General features: G+C 63.4%; 23 protein-coding genes. 12 read left to right on the forward strand and 11 right to left on the reverse strand.

The window, feature by feature from the left end; all coding sequences use genetic code 11:
• The first annotated feature begins 66 nt into the window (after positions 1-66).
• Positions 67-1,728: a MinD/ParA family ATP-binding protein gene (locus A0W34_RS08295; RefSeq protein ID WP_156888909.1), complete on the forward strand. Its 1,662-nt coding sequence runs from the start codon at positions 67-69 to the stop codon at positions 1,726-1,728.
• Positions 1,729-1,753: 25 nt separating this feature from the next.
• Here A0W34_RS08295 and A0W34_RS08300 read toward each other — a convergent pair whose 3' ends face one another.
• Positions 1,754-1,960: a hypothetical protein gene (locus A0W34_RS08300; protein WP_003941996.1), complete on the reverse strand. Its 207-nt coding sequence runs from the start codon at positions 1,958-1,960 to the stop codon at positions 1,754-1,756.
• Positions 1,961-2,125: 165 nt separating this feature from the next.
• Positions 2,126-2,338 carry a BldC family transcriptional regulator gene (locus A0W34_RS08305; protein WP_003942029.1) on the reverse strand — a complete coding sequence of 71 codons (213 nt, stop codon included), beginning with the start codon at positions 2,336-2,338 and terminating at the stop codon, positions 2,126-2,128.
• A 291-nt stretch (positions 2,339-2,629) separates the two neighbouring features.
• On the opposite strand from A0W34_RS08305, the gene A0W34_RS08310 reads away from it, so the two are divergent.
• Both A0W34_RS08310 and A0W34_RS08315 read left to right on the forward strand, forming a co-directional pair.
• Positions 2,630-3,016 (forward strand): DUF4229 domain-containing protein, encoded by a 387-nt coding sequence (locus tag A0W34_RS08310; protein WP_030535490.1) that lies wholly within the window; start codon positions 2,630-2,632, stop codon positions 3,014-3,016.
• Positions 3,013-4,116, forward strand: a complete 1,104-nt coding sequence (locus tag A0W34_RS08315) for a PLP-dependent cysteine synthase family protein (protein WP_003941980.1) — start codon at positions 3,013-3,015, stop codon at positions 4,114-4,116. The genes A0W34_RS08310 and A0W34_RS08315 overlap by 4 nt, the downstream gene beginning before the upstream one ends.
• On the opposite strand, the gene A0W34_RS08320 is transcribed toward A0W34_RS08315, so the two are convergent.
• Entirely contained in the window at positions 4,014-4,637 is a 624-nt protein-coding gene (locus A0W34_RS08320; RefSeq protein WP_081557562.1) for a GNAT family N-acetyltransferase, read from the reverse strand. The two genes, A0W34_RS08315 and A0W34_RS08320, sit on opposite strands and share 103 nt — an antisense overlap.
• A gap of 122 nt (positions 4,638-4,759) precedes the next feature.
• Here A0W34_RS08320 and A0W34_RS08325 point away from each other — a divergent pair, with 122 nt between their 5' ends.
• Genes A0W34_RS08325 through A0W34_RS08340 form a run of 4 tightly spaced genes read left to right on the forward strand, consistent with a single transcriptional unit; the run spans position 4,760 to position 6,805 of the window.
• Positions 4,760-5,497: a lysophospholipid acyltransferase family protein gene (locus A0W34_RS08325; protein WP_065352133.1), complete on the forward strand. Its 738-nt coding sequence runs from the start codon at positions 4,760-4,762 to the stop codon at positions 5,495-5,497.
• A gap of 54 nt (positions 5,498-5,551) precedes the next feature.
• Positions 5,552-5,803 (forward strand): HTH domain-containing protein, encoded by a 252-nt coding sequence (locus A0W34_RS08330; RefSeq protein WP_003941869.1) that lies wholly within the window; start codon positions 5,552-5,554, stop codon positions 5,801-5,803.
• Between the two features lie 5 nt (positions 5,804-5,808).
• Entirely contained in the window at positions 5,809-6,375 is a 567-nt protein-coding gene (locus A0W34_RS08335) for a Clp protease N-terminal domain-containing protein (protein ID WP_042453051.1), read from the forward strand.
• 49 nt (positions 6,376-6,424) lie between these two features.
• Entirely contained in the window at positions 6,425-6,805 is a 381-nt protein-coding gene (locus A0W34_RS08340; protein WP_003941998.1) for a phage holin family protein, read from the forward strand.
• Between the two features lie 12 nt (positions 6,806-6,817).
• On the opposite strand, the gene A0W34_RS08345 is transcribed toward A0W34_RS08340, so the two are convergent.
• A complete protein-coding gene (locus tag A0W34_RS08345; protein ID WP_019744341.1) occupies positions 6,818-7,687 on the reverse strand; it encodes a 1,4-dihydroxy-2-naphthoate polyprenyltransferase in 870 nt (289 codons plus the stop codon).
• A gap of 49 nt (positions 7,688-7,736) precedes the next feature.
• On the opposite strand from A0W34_RS08345, the gene A0W34_RS08350 reads away from it, so the two are divergent.
• Positions 7,737-10,985: a BTAD domain-containing putative transcriptional regulator gene (locus A0W34_RS08350; RefSeq protein WP_065352870.1), complete on the forward strand. Its 3,249-nt coding sequence runs from the start codon at positions 7,737-7,739 to the stop codon at positions 10,983-10,985.
• A gap of 21 nt (positions 10,986-11,006) precedes the next feature.
• Here the strand turns inward: A0W34_RS08350 and A0W34_RS08355 are convergent, their stop codons facing one another.
• From A0W34_RS08355 to A0W34_RS08385, 7 genes are all read right to left on the reverse strand, one after another.
• Positions 11,007-11,834, reverse strand: coding sequence for an ABC transporter permease (locus A0W34_RS08355; protein WP_003941848.1), 828 nt, complete (start codon positions 11,832-11,834; stop codon positions 11,007-11,009).
• Entirely contained in the window at positions 11,831-12,838 is a 1,008-nt protein-coding gene (locus tag A0W34_RS08360) for a daunorubicin resistance protein DrrA family ABC transporter ATP-binding protein (protein WP_003941960.1), read from the reverse strand. The genes A0W34_RS08355 and A0W34_RS08360 overlap by 4 nt, the downstream gene beginning before the upstream one ends.
• A gap of 88 nt (positions 12,839-12,926) precedes the next feature.
• Positions 12,927-14,066, reverse strand: coding sequence for an o-succinylbenzoate--CoA ligase (gene menE / locus A0W34_RS08365; protein ID WP_047268942.1), 1,140 nt, complete (start codon positions 14,064-14,066; stop codon positions 12,927-12,929).
• Positions 14,063-14,365 (reverse strand): DUF3349 domain-containing protein, encoded by a 303-nt coding sequence (locus A0W34_RS08370; RefSeq protein WP_003941976.1) that lies wholly within the window; start codon positions 14,363-14,365, stop codon positions 14,063-14,065. Before A0W34_RS08370 ends, menE begins: the two co-directional genes overlap by 4 nt.
• Positions 14,366-14,369: 4 nt before the next feature.
• Complete coding sequence (locus tag A0W34_RS08375) at positions 14,370-14,705, reverse strand: DUF3349 domain-containing protein (RefSeq protein ID WP_003941853.1); 336 nt, start codon at positions 14,703-14,705, stop codon at positions 14,370-14,372.
• Between the two features lie 54 nt (positions 14,706-14,759).
• On the reverse strand, positions 14,760-15,023 hold the full coding sequence (locus A0W34_RS08380; protein WP_003942079.1) for a hypothetical protein: 264 nt from the start codon (positions 15,021-15,023) through the stop codon (positions 14,760-14,762).
• A gap of 15 nt (positions 15,024-15,038) precedes the next feature.
• Positions 15,039-16,238, reverse strand: coding sequence for an inorganic phosphate transporter (locus A0W34_RS08385; protein WP_007728486.1), 1,200 nt, complete (start codon positions 16,236-16,238; stop codon positions 15,039-15,041).
• Positions 16,239-16,522: 284 nt separating this feature from the next.
• On the opposite strand from A0W34_RS08385, the gene A0W34_RS08390 reads away from it, so the two are divergent.
• The 4 genes from A0W34_RS08390 to A0W34_RS08405 are packed head-to-tail and all read left to right on the forward strand — an operon-like array spanning position 16,523 to position 21,757.
• Entirely contained in the window at positions 16,523-17,947 is a 1,425-nt protein-coding gene (locus A0W34_RS08390) for an ABC transporter substrate-binding protein (RefSeq protein WP_047268900.1), read from the forward strand.
• Between the two features lie 60 nt (positions 17,948-18,007).
• Complete coding sequence (locus tag A0W34_RS08395) at positions 18,008-20,266, forward strand: ABC transporter permease (protein WP_003941895.1); 2,259 nt, start codon at positions 18,008-18,010, stop codon at positions 20,264-20,266.
• Entirely contained in the window at positions 20,259-21,002 is a 744-nt protein-coding gene (locus A0W34_RS08400) for an ABC transporter ATP-binding protein (protein ID WP_003942056.1), read from the forward strand. Before A0W34_RS08395 ends, A0W34_RS08400 begins: the two co-directional genes overlap by 8 nt.
• Positions 20,999-21,757, forward strand: a complete 759-nt coding sequence (locus tag A0W34_RS08405) for an ABC transporter ATP-binding protein (protein ID WP_003941866.1) — start codon at positions 20,999-21,001, stop codon at positions 21,755-21,757. Before A0W34_RS08400 ends, A0W34_RS08405 begins: the two co-directional genes overlap by 4 nt.
• Position 21,758: the final 1 nt, after the last annotated feature.

The following is a 21,758-nucleotide window of genomic DNA, read 5'->3' on the forward strand; positions in this document are numbered from 1 at the left end:
TACGATGCAGCTTGGCGAATTACTAGCTGTCTGGTAGCTGTGGGATCGACGAGGGGGAGCGGCGAGATGGCCGACAAGATTGAAGACGCCGGAGCAGGATTGTGGGAGCCGGTGCGCCCTGCCGAGCCGACGCGGCGCGAGCCGCGCGCATCCGCGCCCGAGCCGTCATCGGACTCGGTTCCCAGCGACGTTCGTAGTCTCTTCGTGGCCCCGGTCGACTCCGGGCCGCTCCAGCAAGTCGCCGGCCAGGTGCCCAGTGCACCCGCCGCTCCGCCGCCGACGACGACCCCAGCGGCTCCGGTACCAGGTCCCAAGACTCCGGTCATCCAGTATCCGGCAGCGCAGCCAGGCCCGATCAACGGCCAGTTCTCGACCTCGCCTGCGATGCCGATGCAGACCTACGAACCTACGAATCGTGGAGGGTCGCTTCCGGATTCACGAACTGGCGTTCCGCAGCCTGTTCAGAATTCGCAGCCTGTTCGGAACTCGCAGCCTGTTCAGAACCTGCATCCTGTTCAGAATTCGCAGCCCGGCCCGACGGCGCATTCATCCGCGAGACCGCTCCAGCAACCGCAGGCACCTTTTTCGCCCGGCGTCCATCCGCCCAATCCCGCGATTCGGCAGTTCGGTCATCCCGGCGCTGCGCCGGTGCAGAACGGCCACGCCCTCCAGAATGGTCAGGCCGTGCCGATGGCCCCGCCGACGGCGCCACCTACTCGCGCTCCGATGCCGCAGACCGGACTCACCTCGGCTCCGGACAGTCGCTTCGAGTCCGCTCTCCCGATGACTGCGCAAGATCTCTCGGCTGCGCTCCTCGTCAAGCGGCCTGTCCGGCCTGCCCCGGTGGGTGGCTGGCGCAAGGCGCTGTACACGTTGTCCGGCCGATCGGTGAACCTCGGAAACGGTGCAAAAGAGCAGCACCTCGTCGAGTTGACGCGCCAGATCAACCAGCCGCTGCAGGGCTGCTACAAGGTTGCGGTGCTCAGTCTCAAAGGCGGCGTCGGAAAGACAACGACCACAGCGACACTGGGGTCGATGTTCGGCTCGATCCGCGGCGATCGCGTCGTCGCTGTCGATGCAAACCCCGACCGGGGAACGCTGAGCCAGAAGATCCCGCTCGAAACTCCGGCAACAGTGCGAAACCTGCTGCGCGACGAGAACAGCATCGAGAAGTACAGCGACGTCCGTGGCTACACATCGCAAAATCGACACCGGCTCGAAGTGCTTGCCTCCGACAGCGATCCAGCAGTTTCAGAGGCCTTCAGCGGTGGGGACTACACGCGCACGGTCGACATGCTCGAGAAGTTCTACAGCATAGTTCTGACCGACTGCGGCACCGGATTGATGCACTCGGCGATGCAGGCCATTCTCGAAGGTGCAGATTCGTTGATCGTCGTCAGTTCCGGTTCCGTCGACGGTGCACGTAGCGCCTCCGCAACCCTTGATTGGCTCGACGCTCACGGTTACAGCAGGCTGGTCGCCACGTCCGTAGCTGTCATCAACGCGGTACGGCCTCGCTCGGGCAAGGTTGATCTGCCGCGGGTCGTCGAGCACTTCGAGCAGCGCTGTCGAGCGGTGAAACTGATTCCGTTCGATCCGCATTTGGAAGAGGGCGCCGAAATCGATCTGGACCGGCTGCGTCCAGGTACTCGGGAAGCGGTGCTGGAGTTGGCTGCGGTGGTTGCGCAGGACTTTCCGGCCTCCCCGTTCGCGTTGACGGGGCGGTAATCGGATAGCCGGGCGAGCCCGGACGCTATGTCGACGCGTCAGTCGGCGGTACGTCCGGACCTTCCGTGCGCTTGCGTCGTGTTTGCTGGTTCACATTCCACAGGAATTCGGGATCGTCATCCGGCCCGCGTACACCGCTCACCGGGGTGCGCGTCGACGGATCGGGCCCGAATGCCTTCCACATCAGAACGATCAATGTCACCAAACCCACCAACGCCAACAGATACAACACGGCGCACCTCCTCAGGGAACTGAAGTCGAGCCTACTCAGTCTCCGCCCCGCTTCACCAGAAGTGGTGCGGACAAGCGTTTCGGCTCAGTGCGCTAGTGCTGTATCTGTCGGGTACTGCAAGATCTCTCGGGTACCGCAAAGTGCTTCGAAGTGAGCTGAAGTTGCTCAGTTGTTGTCTGCTTCGGTGGTCAGCGAGCGCAGAAGCTGCATGACCTCGGTCTCACGGAATCGACGATGTCCTCCTGGCGTGCGAAGCGAGCCCAGTCGTCCTGCGTGTGCCCAGCGGGTCACGGTCTTGGGATCGACATGAAACAATGCCGCTACCTGTCCGGGCGTCATGAGTGCGTCTGCGGCGGTATTGAAGGTTGGTGCGCTCATTGTGAGGTCCTCCATGTTGATGTCGAACGTTTGACGAACAGTGATTCCGAACCGAGCAGTGATTCCGAACTTTGGTTCCGAACCGGTGTGTCGACCAGTTGCCAAAAACCTGCGTCGAGTTTGTTTCGAAGTCCTTCGCTCACATTCGACCGTTTTCTGAGTGGTAGCGCAATGTTTGCACAGATATAGCCGGGTAGTCGATCTTTCAAGAAAAAGTAATGTTTAAGTAAAGGACAAAATGGATATAGCGGGCTCGGTCCCACCTGTATTCGGAATGGGTAACCTGAGAGGGTGAGTCAGTTGTCTGAAAACCCCGAAAATGTTCCTTCTGAGCCGGTCAAGGCCAGTAAACCTTCCGCAAACTCTGGGCAAGCAAAGTCGGCTTCCGGGCCGGTGACCAAGGGTCAACTAGCCCGCGACGTGGTGCTGTACTCGGTCGCTCGGCTGCTGCTTGTCGTCGTGATCGGTGCCGTCATCATCGGTGGCGGAAAGCTCGCCGGCACGGACGTTCCCTTGATCGTCGCGGCGCTGTTCGCAGTTCTGATCGCGCTGCCGCTGTCGTTGCTGCTCTTCGCGAAACTGCGCAAGCGCGTCAATGCGGGCATTGCGGCGGTCGACGCCCAGCGTCGGTCCGATCGTGACGATCTTCGCTCCAAGCTGCGCGGAGACGGGCGGTGACCACGGGGTCGCTCGACGTCGACCGTCGGACCTCACGCCAGTGGGTCGACAACGCGGTGCGGTTGATCGAAGCCGACGCGCAACGCAGCGCGGACACTCACCTGCTGCGCTATCCGCTGCCGAGTAACTGGACCGTCCAGCTTTATCTGAAGGACGAGTCGACCCACATCACGGGGAGTCTCAAGCATCGACTCGCACGGTCGCTTTTCCTCTACGCGATCTGCAACGGCTGGGTTACCGAAGAGACCACTGTCATCGAAGCGTCGTCCGGATCGACGGCTGTCAGCGAGGCGTATTTCGCGAAGTTGCTGGGCCTGGATTTTGTCGCGGTGATGCCCGCGAGCACGAGTCCCGCCAAGATCGCGTTGATCGAGGCGCAGGGGGGACGTTGTCATTTCGTGAGCGATCCGTCGTCGATCTACTCGGAATCGCATCGGCTCGCGAGTGAGTTGAACGGTCACTACATGGATCAGTTCACCCACGCCGAGCGCGCGACGGATTGGCGCGGAAACAACAACATCGCCGAATCGATCTTCACTCAGCTCGAACACGAGGAACATCCGATTCCCGACTGGGTGGTCGTCGGAGCCGGGACGGGCGGAACCGGTGCCACGATCGGCCGCTTTCTTCGTTACCGGAAATTCGACACGGGGCTGTGCGTGGTGGACCCGGAGCACTCCGTGTTTTTCGACGCGTGGCGAGCGAGCGATCCGTCGATCGTCGGTACGCGAGGTTCCCGGATCGAGGGCATCGGCCGTCCGCGCGTCGAACCGTCTTTTGTCGGTCAGGTGGTCGACCGAATGATCAAGGTGCCGGACGCAGGCTCGATCGCGGCCGCCCGGCACGCCAGCGCGGCCCTGGGGCGCAAAGTGGGCGGCTCGACGGGGACGAACCTGTGGGGAGCTTTCGCGTTGATTGCCGAAATGATGGCGGCCGGGCGCAGCGGCAGCGTCGTCACCCTCCTGTGCGACGGCGGAGAGCGTTACTCGGGCACGTATTACAACGACGAATGGGTGGCTTCGGAAGGGATCGACCTGCTCGGCCCGACGACAGTGCTGGACGAGTTCGTCCGTTCGGGTGCGTGGACGGCCAGTTCCTGAATCGCCGGCGCCGGACCGTGTGACGGGCGGCTCATCGTCACGCGCGGCCAGGCGTCCAACCCGGACGACTGCTCGTCCGTTCTGATGCGTATCAGGCCGGGGGAGAGCGTGTTCTCGGCCAGGCGCACGAACCCGAGGCGCTCGTAGTACGGCGCGTTCCACGGAACGTCGACGAACGTCGTCAGAGTCACGAGATCGTGGTGATGGTCCGCCGCCCATTCGGCGACGGCGTCGATCAGCTGGGCTCCGAGGCCTTTCCGGGCATGATCGGGGTGAACGGAGACCTGTTCGATATGCGCGCCGCCGTCCACGATCTCGACGAGTGCGTACGCAACGGGTACGTCGTTCGCGTCGGTCTGAACCCAGATGTGCTCGGCTGCGAGAAAATCGTTCAACTCGTCGAGAGTCGGCGGTGGATCGTCTGCGATGGCGTCCATCCCGATGTCTCGGAACGGTTCGCCCGCGGCGATCTCGATCTGTTGCAGTGCGGGTAGGTCGGTGGATATGGCCGAGCGGATCACAGAAACCGTTTTACCTCGAGAAGTGCGTTTCTCCCAGCGCTACGCCTTCTGTAACGCAAACCTACGCAACCGTAGGTTGTGTATCGTTTGGTCAAGGGGCACTTCTCCAGCGAGGGCGGATCATGGGCAATCCTGAAGTTTCACTCGACAATTACGAGGCTGTGTACGAGTACTACCGCAGTCATCAGCAGAACCGATTCGTGGCGAAGCTCGCTTATGCCGCATTGGCGCTGAAGTACCGCCCGCGAGTGAGGTACGCGCCGGGTGCGGAAGGTGCGCTGAAGACTCTGCTGGAACGTAAGACGCAGTTGGTCGTGGCAGTCAATCATCTGACCGAGAGCGACCAGTTCACGCTCGCCGCGACCGCGTGGCGTACTCCGTTGCGTCGAGTGATCGGACGGACCCGGGTCCTCGCCAAAGACGAACTCTTCGTTGATCCTTCACAGCGCAAGAAGGTCGACATGATGGGCAGCATCCCGGTTTTTCGCAGCAAGAACTACGGCCTCCGTGCAGTTTCGGATGCCGGCCGAGTGATGATGGACGTCGCGGCCGAGCGGCTGGGCAACGGGGACTGTCTGGCGATTTTCCCGGAAGGGACGTGCAACACCGAAGATCCGACGCGGCTGCAGCACGTCAACAGCGGAATCGGCCACATCGTCGCGCGCGCCGAGAAGTTGGGATGCTCACCGGCACTGGTGTCGATCGGCATCAATTACGGTCCGGTGGCCGGCGACGTCAAGGCTGCGAGTGTCTTTGTCGGAATGCCGGTGACCGAACTTCCGGACAAGCCGATGGATATCGCCCGAACTGTGCAGGCCGACTTGCAGGTGGCAGTGGACGGGGCCGTCGCCGGGTACTAGGCGCGCCTGTCAATTTTGGTTGACAAATTCCGGTTGTCAACCTAAATTGACAACATGACCGAAGCAACCTCTCTCGCTGCTGCCGCCGGTAGCCCGGATCCCACCGAGGGATTGCGTGCTGTTCGAGCGCTGCGTCGTCTTCTCGAAAAACTCGAGGCCATTCAGGTCGCCAATGCGCGCCGTCACGGATGGTCCTGGCAGGCGATCGCGGAAGCTCTCGAGGTCAGCCGTCAAGCCGTCCACAAGAAATACGCGTCCGCGCAGTCGGAATCGATGCTGCGTTCACTGCGCGAGAAGGGCAGGTAATTGCCATGTTCGAAAGGTTCTCCGCACAGGCTCGAGGCGTCGTTGTCGATGCTGTCGCCGGCTCCGGTCCTGTCACGCCGATGGAACTTCTGACCGCGCTGATCACCTCTGATCGGGGCATCGCCACCGAGGTGCTCACCGAGTCTGGTGTCACGCTCGACGTGATCCGCCACGCCGGCGCCGGATCGAACGAAGGTAGCTCCAACAATTTCGACGACGACGCCGAGATACTCAAGTCGATCGGCATCGATCTCGATGCGGTTCGGGAGAGTCTCGAGCAGTCCTTCGGCGAAGGTGTGCTGGACGAGACTCCTGTGCCGGACGGCGTCGACACTTCTCGCAAGAGCCGATTCGGGTTCCCTCGTTCACGATTCGAGAAGGACTCCAAGAAGGTGTTGGAACTCTCGCTCCGTGAAGCGCTCGCGCACAAGGACAATCGCATCGGCGCCGAACACATCCTGCTCGGCATCCTGCGTGTCGCCGACGGGCCTACCCGTCAGGCCCTCGAAACGCAGGTCACGATGTCGGTGATCCGTGAGCGCTTGGAAGCGAAGATGAATCGCGCCGCCTAGATTCGGCACGGCTCCGCATGCACGGGGCGGGATGTGCCAGCATTCAGACATGACATTTCTGGCACGTCTCATCATCAACGGCATAGCCATCTGGCTGGCGTCGGCGTGGGTCACCGGCATCACGATCGCCAACCACGACAACGGCACCTGGGGCACGGTTCTCGTGATCGCGGTGATCGCTTTGATCTTCACGGTGGTCAACGCGTTCATCAAGCCGGTAGTGCAGCTTCTCTCGCTACCGCTGCTCATCCTGACTCTCGGATTGTTCACGCTCGTGATCAACGCCCTCATGCTGATGCTGACGGCGTGGATCTCGTCTGGAACGTCCTACGGCTTGACGGTCGACGGCTTCTGGACGGCAGTCTGGGGCGCGCTGATCATCTCGATCGTGAACTTCCTGCTCAGCGCGTTCGTCCCGGACAACCGTTGAGTCCGTCGACTTTCAGGCGAGACTGAGCGCAACTGCGGTCGCGGCACCCCAGACGAGCATGGCGAGTCCGGTGTCGCGCAACGCGGGGATCAGGGCCATACCCTGCCCGCCCGAACGCAGTGGGGCGTTGGCTCGGATTGCCAGTGGCAACGCCAGCAATCCGAGCAATGCCCACGGAGTGCGCAGGATCAGCAGCAGGGTCGCGACGAACGGGACGGCCAGCAGGATCACGTGCAGTGTGCGGGTCTTGGCGTCGCCGAGCCGGACTGCGAGAGTGATCTTTCCGGACTCGGTGTCGGTCGGGATGTCTCGAAGATTGTTGGCAACGAGCACCGCGCTCGAGAACGAGCCGATGGCGATCGCGCCGGCCAGCCCGGCCAGATCCACCCGTTCGGCCTGTACGAACTGAGTTCCCAGCACTGCAATCAGTCCGAAGAAGATGAACACGGCGATCTCGCCGAACCCGCTGTATCCGTACGGCTTCTTGCCGCCGGTGTAGAACCAGGCACCGATGATGCAGAACACGCCGACCGCAACCAGCCACCAGGCTGTGGTCGCCGCCAGAACGAACCCGGCTACCGCGGCAACGGTGAAGCAGCTGATCGCCGCGGCCTTCACGGCTCCGGGACTGACCAACTTCGATCCGACCAAGCGCAGTGGCCCGACGCGGTCGTCGTCCGTTCCGCGGATTCCGTCGGAGTAGTCGTTCGCGAAATTCACCCCGACGATCAAGGCCAAGGAGACGATCAGTGCCAGGAGCGCCTTCCACCACACTGCGAGGTCCAGGGACGCCGCGGCTCCGGTGCCGACCAGCACGGGCGCAATCGCGTTCGGGAGTGTGCGCGGCCTCGCGCCTTCGATCCATTGAGCAGCTGTTGCCATACAACGATCTTTGCACTGTGCAATACGATCGAACGCGGTGGATCAGCACATGACTCGAGACGTGAGTGAGCGCGCCAGGTACGCGCAGTCGGGCGAAGACCTGGCAGACATTGCCTTGCTCGGACCCGTTTCGACCAAAGTGGGCGGTCGTCTGGTTCCGTTGCCGGGTCCGCGAGCTCGAACTCTGCTGGTTGCGCTGGCTCGCAATCCGGGTGAGCCACGTACCGCGCAGAGCCTGATCGACGACGTCTGGGGGCTGGAGCCGCCGCGCTCACCGATGAACGCCCTCCACACTCAGGTCTCGCGCCTGCGATCTGCACTCCCGGACGGGGCCCTCGAAGTCACGGCGGCCGGATACCGGCTCACTCTCGCTCGGGAGCGTGTCGACCTGGCCAGGGCAGCGGACGCCGCCCGTGGTCTGCGCACCGTCGGCGCCGAAGCGTCCGAAGCGCTCGCCGTCACGACCGCGTCATTGCGCCTGTGGCGCGGTACCCCCGGGAGTGACGTCGTCGGCGACGTTGCAGATCGTCTGGCGCTCGACGCAGGCCGGGTGTACGACGAACTGGAGACGGCGCAGATCGACGCGTTGCTCACATTGGGGGAGTACGCGGCAGCCATTCCCCTGGTGCGCGGACGCCATCTGGCGAGCCCATTCGACGACACAGCGGCCGAGGCGTTGATGCGTGCGCTCGCCGGAGCAGGCCGAGTCAACGAGGCACTCGAAGTGTTCGCGGAGTTCCGCAACCACCTCGCCAATCGCCTGGGCGCTGATCCGTCACCCGCACTGGTGACTCTCAACGCGGAACTTCTCGGGGCACCTGCGGCTACACCGCGGGCCGCGCGTGCGATCGGTCTCCGCGCTGCCCCCAACACCTTGCTCGGTCGCGACAACGACATCGACCAGATCGAATCCTTGCTCGCCCGCTCGCGCGTCGTCACCATTCTCGGACCTGGTGGCGCCGGAAAGACCCGTCTCGCACACGAATTGGGCTTGCGCGGATCCGTGAACCAGCCGGGCGTCTCGGTGGTCCTCGTGGAGTTGGCGTCGTTGCGCAGCAGCGAAGATGTCATCGCGGCCATCGGAGGCACCCTCGGAATCAGCGAATCCGATCTGGCGCCAGGCAAATTGACCGTCGGCCGAACGCATTCGGCGAGAGAGCGACTCAAAGAGGCGCTGTCCGCCGGTCCGATGTTGCTCATCCTCGACAATTGTGAGCACGTGATCGGCGCGTGTTCGGAGATCGTGGCCGAGATGATCGCGGCCGGTCGTCAGCTGACGGTACTGACCACCAGTCGTTCTCCGCTCATGATCAGTGCCGAGGCGGTGTACCCGTTGCCGCCGTTGGCGATCGAAGACGGAACCGGCTCGGCAGTCGAACTCTTCTCGGCGAGAGCCCGTGCGGTGCGGCCGTCTGTTCATCTGGACGTCGACGCGGTCGTCAAGCTGTGTACGACGCTCGACGGACTCCCGCTGGCGATCGAGCTCGCTGCCGCGCGGGTCCGCACCATGAGCGTCGACGAAATCGGTTCGAGACTGCGAGACAGGTTCGCGTTGTTGCGCTCCGATGATCCGACGTCTCCGGATCGGCATCGCACCCTGCACGCGGTGATCGACTGGAGCTGGAATCTGTTGGGCAGCGGGGATCAGATTGCGTTGCGTCGATTGTGCCGATTCCCGGCCGGCTTCACCCTTTCTTCGGCGCAGGCCGTTGCCGGGTGGGGCGAGTTGACCGATGTGGCAAGTGCCGTCGAAGCGCTGGTGAATCAGTCACTTCTTTCCGTCAGCGACGGGCAGGGAGATCTTCGGTACTACATGCTCGAGACTGTCCGTGAATACGGCGAGGAGCAACTCGCCGCGTCCGGGGAGGGACCGGAAGTGATTCGGCGCCTCGACGACTGGGCGATTGCGATCGCCGAGGATGCCGTCGTGCGTGCACGGACGGATCAGCTCCGTCTGATTGCCGACCTCGACGCCGAGCACGACAACCTTCTGGCTGTACTTCGCTGGGCCGTGGAACGCGGCGACGCGGTGACCGTAGCCAACGTCTTCCCCGTCCTTGCGATTCTGTGGGCCGTACGAGGATCGAACTCGGAAATTTCGAACTGGGCGTCGAAGATCGTCGGGGCGACCGCGGACAACGATCTGCGCGACGTGAATGCAGAACTGGTGGGCGCTACGTTCATCCTGGTGGCGATGCATCTCTTCTTCGGAGAGGCCGATCGAAACCATGCCCGTGCGCGGATCCGACTTCGAAAGCTGTTGCGTGAGCGCGATGATCTCGGTCCGTTGTTCGCATTTCTGATCAAGCTGACCACGAGTGGGATCGCCAACCACAAACTTGCGCGGTTGGTGGCCGAAGGCGTTCGCAGTTCCGATCCCGAGACCCGAATGGCGGCGCTGTCCGCGCGTTCGAACATGCGGGAGAACATCGGAGATCTGCGCGGTGCGTTGCTGGACGGGGAGACTCTGTTCGACTACGCCACCAGCATCGGTGACGAGTGGGGTCTGGCGATGGCGGCCCAACATGTCGGGTCGGTTCACAGCCAATCCGCCCGCTATGGCGAGGCCATCGAGTTCTACGCGATCGCGGCGGCGTCGATGGAACGCCTCGGTGCGCGTGACGAGGCGATGCAGCTCATCTGCTTTCAAGCCGGAGCAATGATCGCGGCCGGTGACACCGCTGGTGGTCGGGTGCTTCTCGATCGTGCACGTCCGGCATTGGCGCATTCGGGTGGGACCGGGGCCATCGAAACCGATCAACGTCGCGCGGCGCTCATAGCGAGTATCGCCGAGGCGGATCTCGCGGACGGCCGTATCGACGAGGGCTTGGCTCGGTATCGAGAAGCGCTGGAGCTGTTGGGTTCTGCGATCGAGAACATCTTCGGTGATCCCTTCGTCGTTCTGCTCGGTGCCGCGGCTGTGTGCGCTCACGCAGTTCACGGCCGGCACGAACTGGTGGCGGGCCGCGTTCTGCAGATGAAGGAGTCGAGTGCTCTCAAGCTCGATCCCAACGGTTACGCGGACCTGCCGCTCGCGGGTTCGTTGGCGTCGGCGATCGGGTCGTTCGATCTTGTCACGGGCAACATCGAACGCGGAGTCGAACTGATGGCTTTGTCGTTGAAAATGCCGGGGAGACAAGACTTCGTCTCGCTCCATCACGCGCGCCTCTCCGACTTCGCGGTTGGTCTGGTCGGAGCCGACAGGTGGTCTGTGGAAACCGAGAAGGTATCGGGTTACTCACGCAGAGCGGTCCGCGAAGCAGTGTTGGCTGCGCTTCGCGGACCGGTGCTGGACTAGGTCTGGACGATGGTGCGGGACTTATGTCTTGCGCATGTACATCCGCACGGTCAAAGGTGCCATGACGGCAACGATCACCGCGGCGCCCACCAGCGACCATACGACGTGGATACCGAAGTGTCCGTCGTTGGCCAGCTCGCGAACCGCGGTCACCAGGTGTGAGACCGGATTGACGTTCACGAACTTCTGAAGCCAACTCGGCATGGTGGCAGGATCGACGAACGCATTCGACAGGAACGTCAGCGGGAACAGCACGAGCATCGAAACACCCTGCACCGTGGACGCTTTGTTCATCAGCACGCCCATGAGAGCGAAGATCCAGCTGATGGAGAACGCGCACACCATGACCAGGATCGCGGCAGACAGAATGCCGACCACGCCGCCTGCGGGGCGGTAACCCATCGCGAAACCGACGATGAACGTGATGGTCGTGGCGATGCCGTAGCGCACGACGTCGGCGAGCAATGCACCGGACAGCGGGGCGATACGAGCGATGGGAAGGGACTTGAAGCGGTCGAACACGCCCTTGTCCATGTCCTCACGAAGCTGAGTGCCCGTGACGATGGAACCGGTGATGACGGTCTGGACGAGGATGCCGGGGATGATCGTCGGCAGATATGCCGTCACGTCACCGGCGATCGCGCCGCCGAAGATGTAGGTGAACATCAACGTGAAGATGATCGGCTGGATGACGACGTCGAACAGTTGCTCGGGGTTGTGCTTGATCTTGAGAATTCCGCGGTACGCCATCGTGAACGTGTTCGCGAAGCTCTGCTGCAGGCTGATGCGGCGGGGTGCGGCATCCGGCTGGGCTATCGGCGACCGGGGTTTGGTGAGGGTGGTTGTCATGCGACGCTCCGATCGGAGTCGTTGTCGGACTGGGCGTCGTTGCGTCCACCGTCTTCGGGCTGGTGCCCGGTGATGGTCAGGAACACTTCGTCCAGGCTGGGTTTCTGTACGTTGATTTCGTCGACGGCGATACCTTGCTCACGCAGACGGATCAACAGGTCCGCCGTGATCGACGGGTCGCTGAGCGGGGCGGTGATCCGCCCGACCTCGGGAGTGACACCCACCTCGACGCTCAGCGCAGCGGCGATGAGCGAGCGAGCCTCCTCGGTGCGATCACGATCGACCAGCTTGAGTTGGAGCGAGGAGATCCCGACCGAAGCCTTGAGTTCGTCGGCGGTGCCGTTGGCGATCACGCGGCCGCGGTCGATCACCGCGATGCGATCGGCCAGTTGATCGGCTTCGTCGAGGTACTGCGTGGTGAGCAACACCGTCGAACCCTCGGCGACGAGTCGCCGGATGGTCACCCACATCTGGGCGCGGGTGCGCGGATCGAGGCCGGTGGTGGGCTCGTCGAGAAACAGCAGCGGCGGGCGCGCGATCAGGCTTGCCGCCAGATCCAGGCGTCGACGCATGCCACCGGAGAAGTTCTTCAGCGGTTTGGTCGCGGCCTCGACCAGATCGAACTCCTCGAGGAGTTCGAGGGACTTGGTGCGCGCATCGCGGCGGCTCAGGCCGAGCAGCCGCGAGAAGATCACGAGGTTCTCGGTCGCCGTCAGATCCTCGTCGACGGAGGCGTACTGACCGGTGACGCCGATCAGGGATCGGACCGCGGTGGGTTCACGGCTGACGTCGTGGCCGAAGATGCGCGCCTCACCGCCGTCGGGGCGAAGGAGAGTGGCGAGCATGCGGACGGTGGTGGTCTTGCCGGCGCCGTTCGGCCCGAGGACGCCGAACACCGAGCCGGTGGGGACGGTGAGGCTGACGCCGTCGACCGCGCGGTGCTCGCCGAACTTCTTGACGAGTCCGTCGGCCTCGATGGCAAGAGGCGAAGCTGTGTGGTTCATGGGATGAAGCTTGGCAGACCGATCTTGCATGGACCTTGCGTGGAACTTGCGGTTACTTGCACAGCGCGCGAGGTCGGTGCTGCGGATGCTAGCTGAACCGCGCTACCAGGGCGGCGCGGTCGAGCTTGCCAGGTCCGCGCAGGGGGAGCGCGTCCAGGACGAAGAGTTCCCGCGGCGCTGCGGTGACGTCGAGTGTCCGCTGAGCATGTGCGCGTAGTTCGTCGAGCGTCGGAGCTTCGCCCTCGGGTACGACGACGGCCACCACCCGCTGCCCCAGCCGCGGGTCCTCGATGCCGATCACCGCGCACTCGCGAACGGCGGGGTGATCGGCCAGCGCGGCCTCGACCACCTGCGGTACGACGGTCAGCCCACCGGTGGAGATTGCCTCGTCCAACCGGCCGCTGATGCGCAGGACCCCGTCGACCACAGATCCGGCGTCGTCGGTCCGGAACCATCCGGGTTCGGCGAAGGCAGGGTGGTCGGGAAGCCCGCGGTACCCGGACGCGAGCATCGGTCCGCCCAGCAGTACTCGCCCGTCGTCGATACGAATCTGTGCTCCGGACAACGGGATTCCGTCGTAGACGCAACCGCCGGACGTTTCGCTCATCCCGTAGGTGCGGACGACGGTGATGCCCGCTTCGGTGGCCTGCGCGAGTACCGGTGCGGGAGTAGCAGCGCCGCCGAGCAGAACCGCGTCGAGCGAAGCCAGAGCCTCGACCGCGGCGCGATCACCGAGTGCCTTGACCAACTGCGTCGGCACCAACGAGGTGTAGCGGCGCGGTCCGCTCATCGCGGCGACAGCGCCCGGCAATGCGGCAGGGTCGAAACCCGCACTGACGTCGACGATCACCGGTTGTGTTCCGGCGAGGACACTGCGCAACAGAACTTGCATCCCGGCGATGTGGTGCGGGGGGAGAACCAGTAACCAGGATCCGGTGCCGCCGAGGCGTTCGTGGGTCGCGTCGCCGCTGGCTCGCAGTGCGCTCGCGGTGAGCATCGCGCCCTTCGGGGTTCCGGTGGTCCCCGACGTGGCGACCACCAGCGAGATGCCGTCGTCGATTGGCTGATCGGGGTGCAGAGCGTCGCTCAGTCGGGCCGTCTCGCGTGCGTCGGCCGCCGGGACGGGAAGCACGGCGTCGTGCACGCCGTCCAGGATCTGCGCGATGGCAGGCAGTACCTCGAAGACCGCCTCACCCTGTGGAACGGCCAGTGTGCGAAGAACGTTCACCGGACGTCCGGCCCGGCCAGCGGCCAACCACCGGCAGCCAGATGGCTTCGTACGCGGTCGACGTCGGTTTCGAGTGGCATCTCGTTGGTGATCTTCGTGATGAGGACCTGGATGTCGGTCTTCTCGATGGGCAGATCGCCGTCCTCGATCAACGCGTCGGCGACGGCGTCGACCTCGGTTTCGGAGAGTCTGCGAGTGAGGAGCGCGAAAAGTGGGATGTAGTCCTGCTCGGGGACGCCATTGGGATAGCCGGCCCGCAACCAGCCGACTATCGACGTGAGGAAGGGCGGAAGGGCCATGACGTCAGCTCACGTCTCGAACTTCGTTGTCGGTGTCCACGTCTTCGATGACCGGCCACCCACCTGCGCGCAGCCTTTCGGTGACACGATCGACGTCGTCCTCGGACGGCTCCTCGTTGAGGATTCCCTCGATGATGGCGCGGATGGTGTCGTAGTCGACATGGCGGTCCGGCACTTCGTGTGCCGACTCGATGGACATCGAAACGACCTGCTCGATCTCCTCATCGGTCAGACGACGACGGAGAACGGCGAGCAGCGCAAAATGATCCTTGTCCGGGATGCCCTCGGGATACCCGGCACGCAGCCAGTCGAGCACGCTGCGCAATGAATACTTGCTCAAATCCTCGGCCTCATTTTCGTTTCGGTGGTTTCAGTGGTGTGCCGCGACGACCACTCAGAAGACGTGGATTCCGAACGTGCTGGCCAAGAAGTTCTTCATCAACAACAGTATTCCGGCGAAGATCGTGACGAGCACGACCGCAAAACAGAGGTACGCACCCATTTTACCCAGGGTGGACGGTCCTTCGGTGCCGTCGGCGTTCGGCAGGCTCAGCGACTTGAGGCCGAAGGCGAAGATCGCCGGCAATCCGGCTCCGAAGAGCAGTCCGACTGCCACTACCTGCCAGAGCGAATCGAGGGTATCGGTGAGTAAATGCATTCTCTTGCGCCCCTTTCAGGAGTTGCGAGTGGGTTCGGTGGACGGAGTGGGATCAGCAGTCGGAATCTCGCGAGCCGTCGCATCCGGATTCTCGTCCCATTCGGCGGTCACGTTGGCGGCGTCTACGGGTTCCTTACGCGAACGCAGGTACATGAAGATCGCGAACGCGATGAGGGCAGCGAATACGACGAGCACGCCGGCCAGGCCGCCGATCAGATGCGCGAGTGCCCAGCAGATGGCGCCGACCACTGCGGCCGACGGCAAGGTGATCAACCAGGCGGCGGCCATCCGGCCTGCGACGCCCCAGCGGACCTCGGCGCCCTTGCGCCCGATGCCGGTACCGAGGATCGATCCGGTGGCGACGTGGGTGGTCGAGAGGGGGAGTCCGAGGTGGCTCGACGTGAGAATGATGGCGGCGGACGACGCTTCGGCTGCCAGACCCTGCGGCGCGGCGATCTCGACAAGGCCCTTGCCCAGGGTGCGGATGATGCGCCAACCGCCCAGGTAGGTGCCGAGAGCGATCGCGACGGCACAGGTGAACTTCACCCAGAACGGCATCTCGGTCTCGGCGGTGATGGTGCCGTGAGCGACCAGGGCCAAAAAGATGACGCCCATAGTCTTCTGGGCGTCATTGGTGCCGTGCGCAAGTGAGATCAGCGAGGCGGTGCCGATCTGGCCGAAACGGAAACCGCGCTCACGCTCGTCTTCCTTGACGGATGCGGTGATTCGGTACACGAGCTTGGTACCGACGCCTGCGACCAGGGCCGCGACGACCGGCGCGAGGATCGCGGGGACGACGACCTTGGTCAGAACTCCACCCCACTCGACGCCGCCCATACCGATGGAGGCGATTGCGGCGCCGATCAATCCGCCGAACAGTGCGTGTGAGGAGCTCGACGGCAATCCGAGCAGCCAGGTCGCCAGATTCCAGATGATTCCGCCGACGAGACCGGCGAAGACGATCAGCAGCAGATCCTGCCCACTGACCGCACCGAGGTTGACGACGCCTTTGGCCACGGTCGCAGCGACCTCGACGGACAGGAACGCACCGACCAGGTTCAGGATCGCGGAAAGTGTGACCGCAACTTTGGGCTTGAGTGCTCCGGTCGCGATGGAGGTGGCCATTGCGTTACCGGTGTCGTGAAAACCATTCGTGAAATCGAACGCGAGGGCGGTGACAACTACCACCAGGAGGATTACGAGCTCTGCGGTCACAACGTGAATTGTGCGTATCGAACGCGTAAAAGTACAGCGAACGGGATGCGAACAGGGGCTCCTCGGAGTACGTCCCCGCGCGTGGGCTGCGGCGCTGCCGTTCGCGATGTGTTCAGCGCCACGAAATCGGAACCCTGTGTGGGACCTCACTTTTTGGTCTCACTCACCGGGAAGGCACATTCGGACCGTTTTAAACGCTGATTACCTACGGGCACCGAGCGCACCGGAACAGGGGTTTCACCCCTGTTTCTCGGTGTCTGTCAGTGAGAAGGAGAGCTCCGACCGTGAAGCCCAACAAGTCCACGAAGCTGATCGTGGCACTCGCCGCGACCGCCGTTCTGGCGTCAGCCTGCGCATCGAATCGTGGTGACGATCCCTACGCCGTCGCTGTCGGCGGATCAGGCGTCAGCGCCGACCTTGCGTCGAGCACATCCGACGCGAAGTTCGGCACCCTCGATTCGCCCTGTGGTGAAGGCGACGCCACCGGCGCAACCGATCAAGGCGTCAGCGACACCGAGATCAAGATCGGGTTCGGTGACGACCGCGGTTATGTGAAGTCTCCTGGGCTGAACAAGGAAATGAGCGATGCGGTGAACGCGCTCATCTCTTGGTGCAACGATCAGGGCGGCATCAACGGCCGCAAGGTCGTCGGAACCGACTACGACGCCGCGATGACGCAGGCCAACTCGGTCATGCAGGAAGCGTGCGCGAGCCAGTTCATGATGGTCGGCTACGGCTTCGCGATGGATCAGACCGCCGAGCAGACGCGTGTCGCGTGCAACCTGGTGTCCGTGCCAGGCTTCACCGTGTCACCCGACGCAGCCAACGGACCGATGACATTCCAGGGTGTCCCGTTCCCGGTCGACTACGCGAACGGTTCGCAGTGGTTCCAGATGGCCGAGATGCACCCCGATCTGGTGAACGACTTCGACGTCGTCAACAGCACGATGCCCACGATCATCAGCTCCACCACGAAGATTCGCTCGATCGCCGAGGCTGCGGGTTTCAAGCTCAAGGATTGCGGCGTCACACTCAACTACGAGGGCGAATCGAGCTACGTGCCGTTTGCCGAGAAGTACAAGGAGTGCGGTGCGAAGGGTATCTGGACGTCACGATCGGCAAGCCCGTCGGAGCTGAACTTCGTGAAGGCGCTCGATCAGGTCGGGATCGATCCCATCTTCTTCGGTGAAGCCACCTGGTACGGCGCGACCGTCTCCGATTGGAACAAGGACACCGGACTGCTCGACAACCTCAACGCGGGCATGACCTTCCAGATGCTCGAGAACGCGGACAAGGTGCCCGCAGTGAAGAAGTACGTGGATCTGGTCTCCGAGCAGGGTGGCAAGACCGCGCTCCTCGGTATGCAGGCGGCGTCGTCGTTCCTGCTGTGGGCGGCCGCCGCGGACGAGTGCGGTAGCGATCTGACGCGTCAGTGCATGGTGAACGAACTCTCGAACATTCACGAGTGGGACGGCGGCGGATTGCACGCCGTCACCGATCCCGGCAAGAACATGCCGGCCACCTGCGGACTCATGACCTCTCTGAAGGGCAGTACCTACGCGCAGGCGTTCCCGTCCACCGCGGGCGAATTCAAGTGTGACCCCAAGTACCTCGTCGCGACCGACAAGAGCACCTGGGGAACCGAACTCGGCGCTGACCGCGTGTCGACGAAGTACCAGAACGCCAACGTCATCAAGCCGCAGTCCTGATTCTTCCGACTCGGGCGGCGAGCGCCAACCGCCGCCCGAGTCCCTAACGAGGGTTCAGCCATGAACACTTTTGTCACTTTCACGATCCTGGGCCTGGTCCTGGGGTCGGTGTACGCGATCGCCGCCTCCGGGCTGGTACTCACGTACAACACGTCAGGCATCTTCAACTTCGCGCACGGTGCACAGGCAATGCTCGGTGCGTTCATCTACTGGCAGTTGCGCTACGGCTGGGAACTTCCCACTTTCGTCGCCTTGCTGATTTCACTCGTCCTGGTCGGGCCACTGATGGGCCTCGGCCTCTACGTCCTGATCATGAAGGGTCTGCGCGATACCGCCGAGGTCACCAAAATCGTTGTGACGGTCTCGATCCTGCTCGGAATGCTCTCGATCTCGCACTGGTTCTGGCACCCCGAGACCGCTCGGACGATGCAGATGTTCTTCGGCGACCAGTCCAAGATCACGGTGTTCGGCGCGAGCATCCGCTACCACGAGTTGATCTGCATCCTCGTTGCGATCGCCATCGCCGTCGGCCTGCGCATCCTGTTCACGCGCACCCGCGCCGGTGTCGCGATGCGCGGCGTCGTCGACGATCCGGAACTGTTGCGCCTCAACGGCCACAATCCGGAGCGTCTTGCGGCCCTGTCCTGGGCGATGGGTTCGACGCTCGCAGTCCTGGCCGGCATCCTGATCACCCCGATCAGTGGCGGCACACTCGAGGCGAACATGTTGACACTCTTGGTGATCGACGCGTTTGCCGCGGCCATGTTCGGCCGGTTGCGCAGCATTCCGCGCACGTTCGTCGGCGCCGTGGTTCTCGGGCTTGCCGGTACGTACGTATTGGCGTACTTCCCGACGAGTTGGAGTTGGACGTCGAATTTCCGTGTCTCCCTGCCGATGATCGCGCTGTTCGTGGTGCTGATCGTGCTCCCACAGGACCGGTTGCGTGGAGCGGTCACCCGTACTCGCGAGCGTTACCACGTGCCGAGCGTGCGCAAGGCCGTCGTCTGGGGCGTGGCCCTGATCGTCATCGTCTACCTGATCCGTCTGCTGATGGTGACCTCCGCCGTCACCACACTGACCATCGGAATGACGTTCGCGATCATCGCGCTCTCGCTCACACTCCTCACCGGTTACGCGGGTGAATTGAACTTGGCGCCGGTGTCTTTCGGCGCTATCGCTACCATCGTGGCCTTCCACTTCGGGATCTCCGGTTCCGGGTTGGCTGCGCACCTCAACCTGTGGGGCATCGTCGTCGGAGTCCTCGTCACCGCCGTGATCGGTGGCCTCGTCGCCCTGCCGGCGCTGCGGCTCAGAGGGCTGTATCTCGCGCTGGCAACCATGGCCTTCGGAGTGTTCCTCTCCAACATGGTCCTTCGCGACACCACCGAACACGAGATGTTCGGCATGAAGTACTCGCTGTTCAAGGACGGGAACATCGCCCTCCCTCCGCTGAAGATCGGTCCGCTCGATCTGAGCAACGAGACGGTGTTCCTGATGACCGTGACCGCGCTGTTCTCGATACTCGGCGTCGGCGTCATCGCGTTGCGTAACAGCGGCTACGGGCGCCGACTCGCAGCGATGAAGGACAGCCCGGCCGGTTCGGCCATGCTCGGACAGAGCCTGGTTCGGCTCAAGCTCAGCGTCTTCATGATCTCTTCGGGGATCGCCGGTCTCGGCGGCATTCTGATGTCGAGCGCCATGGGGTCCGTCTCGGGCGAGAGCTTTGCCATCATGGTCAGCCTCTCGCTGCTCATGCTGACCGTCGTCGCGGGTATCGGATACGTCACCGGCGCCCTGTTCGGTGGACTGATGGCTGGAATCGGGTTTGCGGTCATCATGGTCTCGTTCACCAATCTGGCTTCGGCGCAACCGGAGTTGGAGGGAATGTGGCTGCTCTTCGGCAACATCGCGGCAGTCAGCCCGGCACTGATCGGCATCGGCGTCGGCGCGAACCCCAGCGGAACGGTCCACAGCGTGATCGAGGGCTACCGACGGCTCGCCGGTGCCAAGCCTGTTCTGATCGGCGGCGCCGCAGTCGTTCTGCTGACCTACGTCCTCGCTCTGACCGGTGTACTCGGCAACTGGTGGTTCGCGTCCATCACGATCGCGGTGGTGTTCATGCTGCCGGTGATCGGTGAGATGGTCATGCCCAGCGCGGTTCTCACTCCGGAGGAACTGGCCGCCAAAGCGACAGTCGTTCCCGAGGACATCGGGATCGATGTCCCTTACAGCCCCGAGATCCGTGACGAGATCGACCGCGAACTGGGGATTCCTCAGTACCAGGGTGGCTCGCCGAAGGAGTTGACCGTCCATGTCTGATACACCACTTCTCGAAACGCGCGGTGTGAGCGTTCGTTTCGGTGGACACGTCGCGGTCAAGGACGTTTCGCTCACCGTGCAACCCGGAACGGTGACAGGACTCATCGGACCGAACGGTGCCGGCAAGACGACGCTCTTCAACACCATCACCGGGCTGCAGAAACCCACCTCCGGTCAGGTGTTCCTCGGTGGCGTCGACGTGACGAAGCTGCCGCCGCACAAGCGGGCGGGGCGCGGGCTGGCACGTACCTTCCAGCGGCTCGAACTGTTCGTCTCGCTGTCGGTGCGAGACAACCTGCGCGTCGCGGGAGACATCCACAAGGCGAACGGCCGCAACAAGATCGACGTGGACGGCGAGACCGATCGCCTGCTGGAGCTGACCGGGCTCACGGATGTCGCGGACAAGGACGTCGCGGACATCCCCACCGGACGGGCTCGCGTCGTCGAAGTTGCACGAGCCCTCATGACCGACCCGCGAGTGCTTCTGCTCGACGAACCGGCCTCGGGTCAGACCGAGCAGGAAACCGAGGTCTTTGCCGAGATGCTCACCGAACTTGCTGCGGGTGGACTCGGAATCTGTCTGGTGGAGCACGACATTCCGCTGGTGATGAAAGTGTGCTCGACCATCCACGTGCTCGACTACGGCGCAGTCCTCGCCTCGGGTGATCCGGAGAAGATCCGGACGGATCCGGAAGTGATCGCGGCCTACATCGGGACCGAGGAGGAGGCGGTATGACTTCAGCGAAAATCGGCGAGGCGAAAATCGACGAGGGTATACGCAGCCCCGACCGCGCCGAACCGTTGCTCGAACTGTCCGGTGTCCGCGCCGGTTACGGATCCATCGAAGTTCTGCACGGGGTGGACCTGATTCTGGAACCGGGCGCCGTGGTGGCGCTGCTCGGACCCAACGGCGGCGGCAAGACGTCGACGCTCAAGATCTGCTCGGGCGTCCTTCCGGTCACCCGCGGCGAGTTCCGGCTCGCGGGCCAGGTCGTGAACGGAGTCGAGCCTTCGGAGTTGGCTCGGCTGGGGGTCTGCTCCATCCCCGAAGGACGCGGGATCTTCGCCAACCTCACTGTGCGGGAAAACCTGTGGATCGCCACCGGAACGGGCGTCGGGCTGGCCGAACTCGAAGAGGTTGCGTACGGCAGGTTCCCGATCCTGGGGGAGCGGCGCGGACAGTTGGCCGGATCGATGTCCGGTGGTGAGCAGCAGATGCTGGCGCTGTCACGGGCACTCGGCACTCACCCGACGGTGCTCCTGCTCGACGAGCTGTCGATGGGTCTCGCACCTCGAATCGTCTCGCAGATGTACGACGTCGTCGGCTCGCTTGCAGCCGAAGGCATTTCCATTCTCGTCGCCGAGCAGTTCGCGCGAGCGGTGCTGCCCATCGCGACCTCGGCCGCACTGATGTTGCAGGGACGCGTCGTCAAGACCGGCGATCCACACGACATCGAAAACGAACTTTCTACCAGTTATCTAGGAGGATGAC

The organism is Rhodococcus sp. BH4 (assembly GCF_002079265.1).
In the GTDB taxonomy this organism is placed as follows: Bacteria; Actinomycetota; Actinomycetes; order Mycobacteriales; family Mycobacteriaceae; genus Rhodococcus_F; species Rhodococcus_F qingshengii.